We start from the raw sequence: 4,671 nt of genomic DNA, 5'->3' as shown, positions 1-4,671 counted from the left end.
AGGTCGTGACGGGTGGTCGCGACGGGCGACCTGGCGGGGGCAGGGGCGCCAACGGCCGGTACTGTTCGGCGAATGAGCTCGCTGAATCTCGACGACTTCTCCGACCTGATCGAGCGCCCCGACAACGGCATGCGGCGCGATGCCGAGGAACGCCGGGAGCGGCTGGCCGTACCGCCCGGGGCGCTGGGGCGGCTGGACGAGCTGGGTGAGTGGCTGTCGGCCGCGCAGGGGGCCGTGCCGGTGAGGGCTGTCGAGCAGCCGCGGGTGGTGCTGTTCGCGGGTGATCACGGGGTCGCGGAGCTGGGTGTGTCGGGACGGCCTGCGGGGACCGCGCACGAGCTGGTGCGGGCCGTGCTGGAGGGTGCGAGCCCGGTCGCGGTGCTGGCCCGGCGGATGGACGTGCCGGTGCGGATCGTCGACGCGGGACTGGACTGCGATCCGGCGCTGCTGCCGGAGGACGTCGTACGTCACCGGGTGCGCCGCGGCAGCGGACGCATCGACGTGGAGGACGCGCTCACCACCGAGGAGGCCGAGCAGGCGGTACGCCTCGGGATGGCGATCGCGGACGAGGAGGCCGACTCCGGCACCGACCTGGTGGTGCTGGGCGACCTGAGTGTCGGCGGTACGACTCCCGCCTCCGCGCTGATCGCCGCGCTGTGCGGGACGGACGCCTCGGTGGTGACGGGCCGCGGCGGCGCCGGCATCGACGACCTGGCGTGGATGCGCAAGTGCGCGGCGATCCGTGACGCGCTGCGCCGCGCCCGGCCCGTACTGGGCGACCAGTTGGCGCTGCTGACGACCGTGGGCGGCGCGGATCTGGCCGCGACCACGGGCTTTCTGCTGCAGGCCGCGGTGCGCCGGATGCCGGTGATCCTGGACGGTGTCGTATCGGCGGCGTGTGCGCTGGTGGCGCAGCGGGCGGCGTTCCGCGCTCCGGACTGGTGGCTCGCGGGCCAGGTCAGCGGCGAGCCGGCGCAGACGAAGGCGCTCGACCGGATGGCGCTCAACCCTCTCCTCGACCACGGCGTCACTGTCGGGGAAGGAACCGGGGCATTGCTCGCTCTCCCCCTCGTGCAGGCATCGGCCGCGCTCGCCGCAGAACTGCCCTTGCGTACCGAGAACGAGGGCGAAACGGACTGACACAGCCGCGTGCGGCCGGCCCGGACGACCGGCCGCACCGGTCGGCCCGGGACGACCGGCCGCACGCACCCTCCATGTCACGCGGTGCCCCATATGATCGCGTTTCATGGGAGAGGTCCGTTTGTTTGCCTTGTCAGTCGAGGGCTCCACCCGCTCGACCGTCCGGTCGCGCGGCAGCGCGGCGACCCGGCCGACGGGCGTTGCGTGATGCTCGAATACACGGACGCGCAGGGCGAGTTGCGGCGCTTCCGAGCTTCGTTCCATGGGGCGCGAAGGGGCTCTCCCCCGATCTCGTGCGCCGGAACCGGGACGCCGGGAACGGCCTGATGGAGTTCATGGCCATCCAGCTGCCGCAGCGCGCACGCGAGATCGGGATCACTCAAGTCCCACTGAACTTCGCGATGTTCAGGCCGGTCTTCGAACGTGGCTCGAAGCTCGGCGCGGGACCGGTGCCGAGGCTGTGGCGCTCGCTCCTCAGCCTCTTCTCCCGCTGGTGGCAGATCGAGTCGCTGTACCGCGCCAAGGCCAAGTACCGACCCATCCGGGAGCCACGTTCCATGCTCTTCGAAGAGAGCGCCGATCTCCTGCGCATCGGCATCGCCGCCGCTCGCGCCGAGGGCTTCCTGGAAGCCCCGGGCCTGCCCAAGTGGCTCCACCGCAAGCACCTGGAGAGCAAGCGGGGTACGCGGTGAGCGCGCCGCGCGCCTTCGCGCGGCGCGAGTGGGGCCCCCTGTACACGACCGCGCGGGCGGCGCTCATGACGAACAAGTGGCAGGCGGTCCCCATGACGCTCGCCGCGGTCTGCCTCACCGCGCTGTTCCAGCTCGTGCAGAACCAGTCCTGGGGCTTTCAGCCCGTGCAGAACATCGGCTCGCTGCGAGCCGAGGACCCCCTGTCGCTCGCGCTGCTCCGTACCCCGCTCTCCCTTTTCGTGCCCGCGCTCGATCTGCCGGTGTGGGGCGCACTGGTGCAGATCCTGCTGGTGTTCGGCATCGCCGAGATCTGTCTGGGCCGGTGGCGGACCCTGGCGATCGCGTACGCGGCGACGCTGGCCGGGACAATGTTCGCGCGGGTCGCGATCGCGTTCGGTCCGGATCATCCGCTGGGGCTGCCGGCCACCGACGCCCAGGTCGTGGACACCGGCCCGTCGGCGGCGGTGGTGGGTCTCGCGATCTATGTCTGCTATCGCTACCGGGCCTGGATCACGATGAGCGTGGTGATCTTCGCGATGGTCGTCGAGGTGCTGGTCAAGAACAATCTCGCGGGCAAGGAGCATCTGGCGGCCATCGGCGGGGTGCTGGTGGTGTGCACGGTCTCCACCGGGTTTCACCGGTGGTCGGCGTCGCGCGCCGGCAGCCGGTCCGGTGCGCCGCCGATCAGGTCCTGAAGCTTGCGGCGTGGCCCGCTCCAGCGCCTGTCCCGGTGGAAGGCGCGCAGGAACGCCCGCGCCCGGGAGCGCGGGCGGCGCCGGTAGAGGTGCCTGGCCCAGGGCGAGGCGGGTCTGGCCAGCCGGACCGCGCCGATGAGCGCGACGAACGGAACCAGCATGCCGATGATCGCCATCCGCAGCTTGCCCTTGAGGAGGGCGATCAGGACGAAGCCGAAGTTGACGGCGAGGGTGAGCAGGAAGACCCGGCGGTCGTCGCGCTCCTGCTCGGTGATGTCGTTGACGCCGAGCGGCGCGAATCCACCGAGGGTGAGCAGCAGCAGGGCCGCCGTGAGCACCACGACCTCAACGCTCTTGCGGCCCGCCTCGGTCCAGTAGACGTCGTCGAGATGGAGGATCAGCGCGAACTCGTCCAGAACGAGCCCGGCACCGATGCCGAAGATCACCGCGAAGGTGATGGTGCCGGCCCCGGTCTGCTCGCTGCTGGCGACCGCCCCGAAGCCGCCGGTCACGGTGAGGACGATGCCGGGCACCACGTGGTGGATGTGGAGGCCGCCGGAGCGGACGTTGCGGAACGGTCCCTTCCCGGCCCTGATCAGCCGGGTGACCGTCCGGGTGATCAGGAAGGTCAGGACGAAGGAGGCCAGCGCGAGCAACAGCGGGAGCTTTCCCGGCTCCACGATGTTGCGGTAAAACCAGTGACCCATGCCACCCGCTCCTGTTTTGTCCGTCATGCGCAATTTACCGTCGGAGCGCACCGACTACCCTGCGCGCGGTGAGCTCCTTGAAGACAGCCGGCCCCGCCGGAATACGGTTCGCCTTCGGCACCCTCACCGTGCTGCCGGTGCGCGTCAGTCGATGGGACCGTGACGCGGCTCGAGCGGGAATGCTCTGCGCCCCGCTCGCCGGACTCGTCGTCGGCCTCTGCGCGGCGGCCATCGGCGGACTGCTGCTCCTGCTGGGCGCGGGCCCGCTGCTCGCCGCGACCGGCTCCGCCGCCGTACCCGCCGTACTCACCCGGGGACTCCACCTCGACGGCCTCGCCGACACCGCCGACGGCCTGGGCAGCGGGAAGCCCGCCGAGGACGCGCTGCGGATCATGAAGCAGTCGGACATCGGGCCGTTCGGTGTGATCACACTGATCTTCGTGCTGCTGGCGCAGGTCGCGGCCCTCCATGAGCTGTACGCGGAAGGCTGGGCGTACGGCGCGGTGGCGGCGGCGTGCGCGGGCGTCGTGGCCCGTCTCGCCCTCACCCTCGCCTCCCGCGCGGGCGTCCCCGCGGCCCGCCCGGAAGGCCTCGGCGCGGCGGTCGCCTCCACCGTCCCCGTAAGCCATGCGTGGGCGGTGACCGCCCTCGTCACCGTGGCCGCCGTGGGAGCGGGGGCACTCTTCGGCCCGTACGGGACGCTCCGGTACGCCCTCGCCGTCGTGGCCGCGCTCGGCGCCGCCCACCTGCTGCTGCGGCACTGCGTACGGCGCTTCGGCGGAGTGACGGGCGATGTGTTCGGGGCGGTCGCCGAGACTGCGGGGACGGTTGCGCTGGTCGCCCTCACGCTGGGCTGACGGCCGGCCGGATCATCGACGGCCCTCACCTGCGGAGATCCCGGGGAGGACCAGCAGAAATCATGCAAAGCAGCAACCTGCTCCCTTGCGCATTCGGCCCGAGTGTGACGCAGGACTCACCCTCCGCGCTGGAACGTGACGGAGACACCACGGACGGGTGAACGGCCGCCGCCATGAGCGAACGTCGGCAGCGCGCGTAGGCTCGGTGCCGGCGCTCCGACTCGCCCGATTTACGATGCGCCGGGCACGGCCGAGCCCACCTTTTCGGCCACAGGACTAAACGGAAGCGAGAATTCACCACCGTGACTGCTCTCACTCTCAGCACTGCCGGCGCTGCGACGCTGCGCGCCGACGCGGTCGTCGTGGGCGTCGCCAAGGGCGCCAAGGGCCCGGTCGTCGCCGCCGGCGCCGAGGCCGTGGACAAGGCGTTCGGCGGGAAGCTCGCCACTGTCCTCGAGACCCTTGGCGCCTCGGGTGCCGAGGGCGAGGTGACCAAGCTGCCCGCGCCGTCCGGACTCAAGATCCCGGTCGTGCTCGCGGTCGGTCTCGGTGCCGTCCCGGAGAAGGACGAGGCGTACAC

Annotated in this window: 5 protein-coding genes and 1 pseudogene; 5 read left to right on the top strand and 1 reads right to left on the bottom strand. The window is 71.5% G+C overall.

What is annotated here, in order from left to right; translation table 11 throughout:
* Nucleotides 1–72 precede the first annotated feature (72 nt).
* From cobT to ACWGI8_RS39925, 3 genes and pseudogenes are all read left to right on the top strand, one after another.
* Complete coding sequence (gene cobT / locus ACWGI8_RS39935) at nt 73–1,140, top strand: nicotinate-nucleotide--dimethylbenzimidazole phosphoribosyltransferase (RefSeq protein WP_453668348.1); 1,068 nt, start codon at nt 73–75, stop codon at nt 1,138–1,140.
* 180 nt (nt 1,141–1,320) lie between these two features.
* A pseudogene (locus ACWGI8_RS39930) lies at nt 1,321–1,832 on the top strand (phosphatidylglycerol lysyltransferase domain-containing protein); the annotation flags it as partial.
* Nucleotides 1,833–1,897: 65 nt separating this feature from the next.
* Nucleotides 1,898–2,527, top strand: coding sequence for a hypothetical protein (locus ACWGI8_RS39925; RefSeq protein WP_453668349.1), 630 nt, complete (start codon nt 1,898–1,900; stop codon nt 2,525–2,527).
* Here the strand turns inward: ACWGI8_RS39925 and ACWGI8_RS39920 are convergent.
* Nucleotides 2,467–3,234: a hypothetical protein gene (locus ACWGI8_RS39920; RefSeq protein WP_453668347.1), complete on the bottom strand. Its 768-nt coding sequence runs from the start codon at nt 3,232–3,234 to the stop codon at nt 2,467–2,469. The two genes, ACWGI8_RS39925 and ACWGI8_RS39920, sit on opposite strands and share 61 nt — an antisense overlap.
* Nucleotides 3,235–3,302: 68 nt before the next feature.
* Between ACWGI8_RS39920 and ACWGI8_RS39915 the strand changes: the two genes are divergently transcribed.
* Entirely contained in the window at nt 3,303–4,091 is a 789-nt protein-coding gene (locus ACWGI8_RS39915; protein WP_453668346.1) for an adenosylcobinamide-GDP ribazoletransferase, read from the top strand.
* Between the two features lie 302 nt (nt 4,092–4,393).
* The coding region (locus tag ACWGI8_RS39910; RefSeq protein WP_453668345.1) for a M17 family peptidase N-terminal domain-containing protein at nt 4,394–4,671 on the top strand (278 nt) is incomplete at its 3' end.

This window comes from Streptomyces sp. NPDC054841, from assembly GCF_053611045.1.
Note: the sequence above shows the minus strand (reverse complement) of the source record. Positions and strands in the feature narration are given on the sequence as shown.

What these genes read in the sequence shown, in the direction of transcription:
- cobT (WP_453668348.1), top strand. Translation starts at nt 73, where the DNA reads ATGAGCTCGCTGAATCTCGACGACTTCTCCGACCTGATCGAGCGCCCC.
- ACWGI8_RS39925 (WP_453668349.1), top strand. Translation starts at nt 1,898, where the DNA reads ATGACGAACAAGTGGCAGGCGGTCCCCATGACGCTCGCCGCGGTCTGC.
- ACWGI8_RS39920 (WP_453668347.1), bottom strand. Translation starts at nt 3,234, where the DNA reads ATGGGTCACTGGTTTTACCGCAACATCGTGGAGCCGGGAAAGCTCCCG.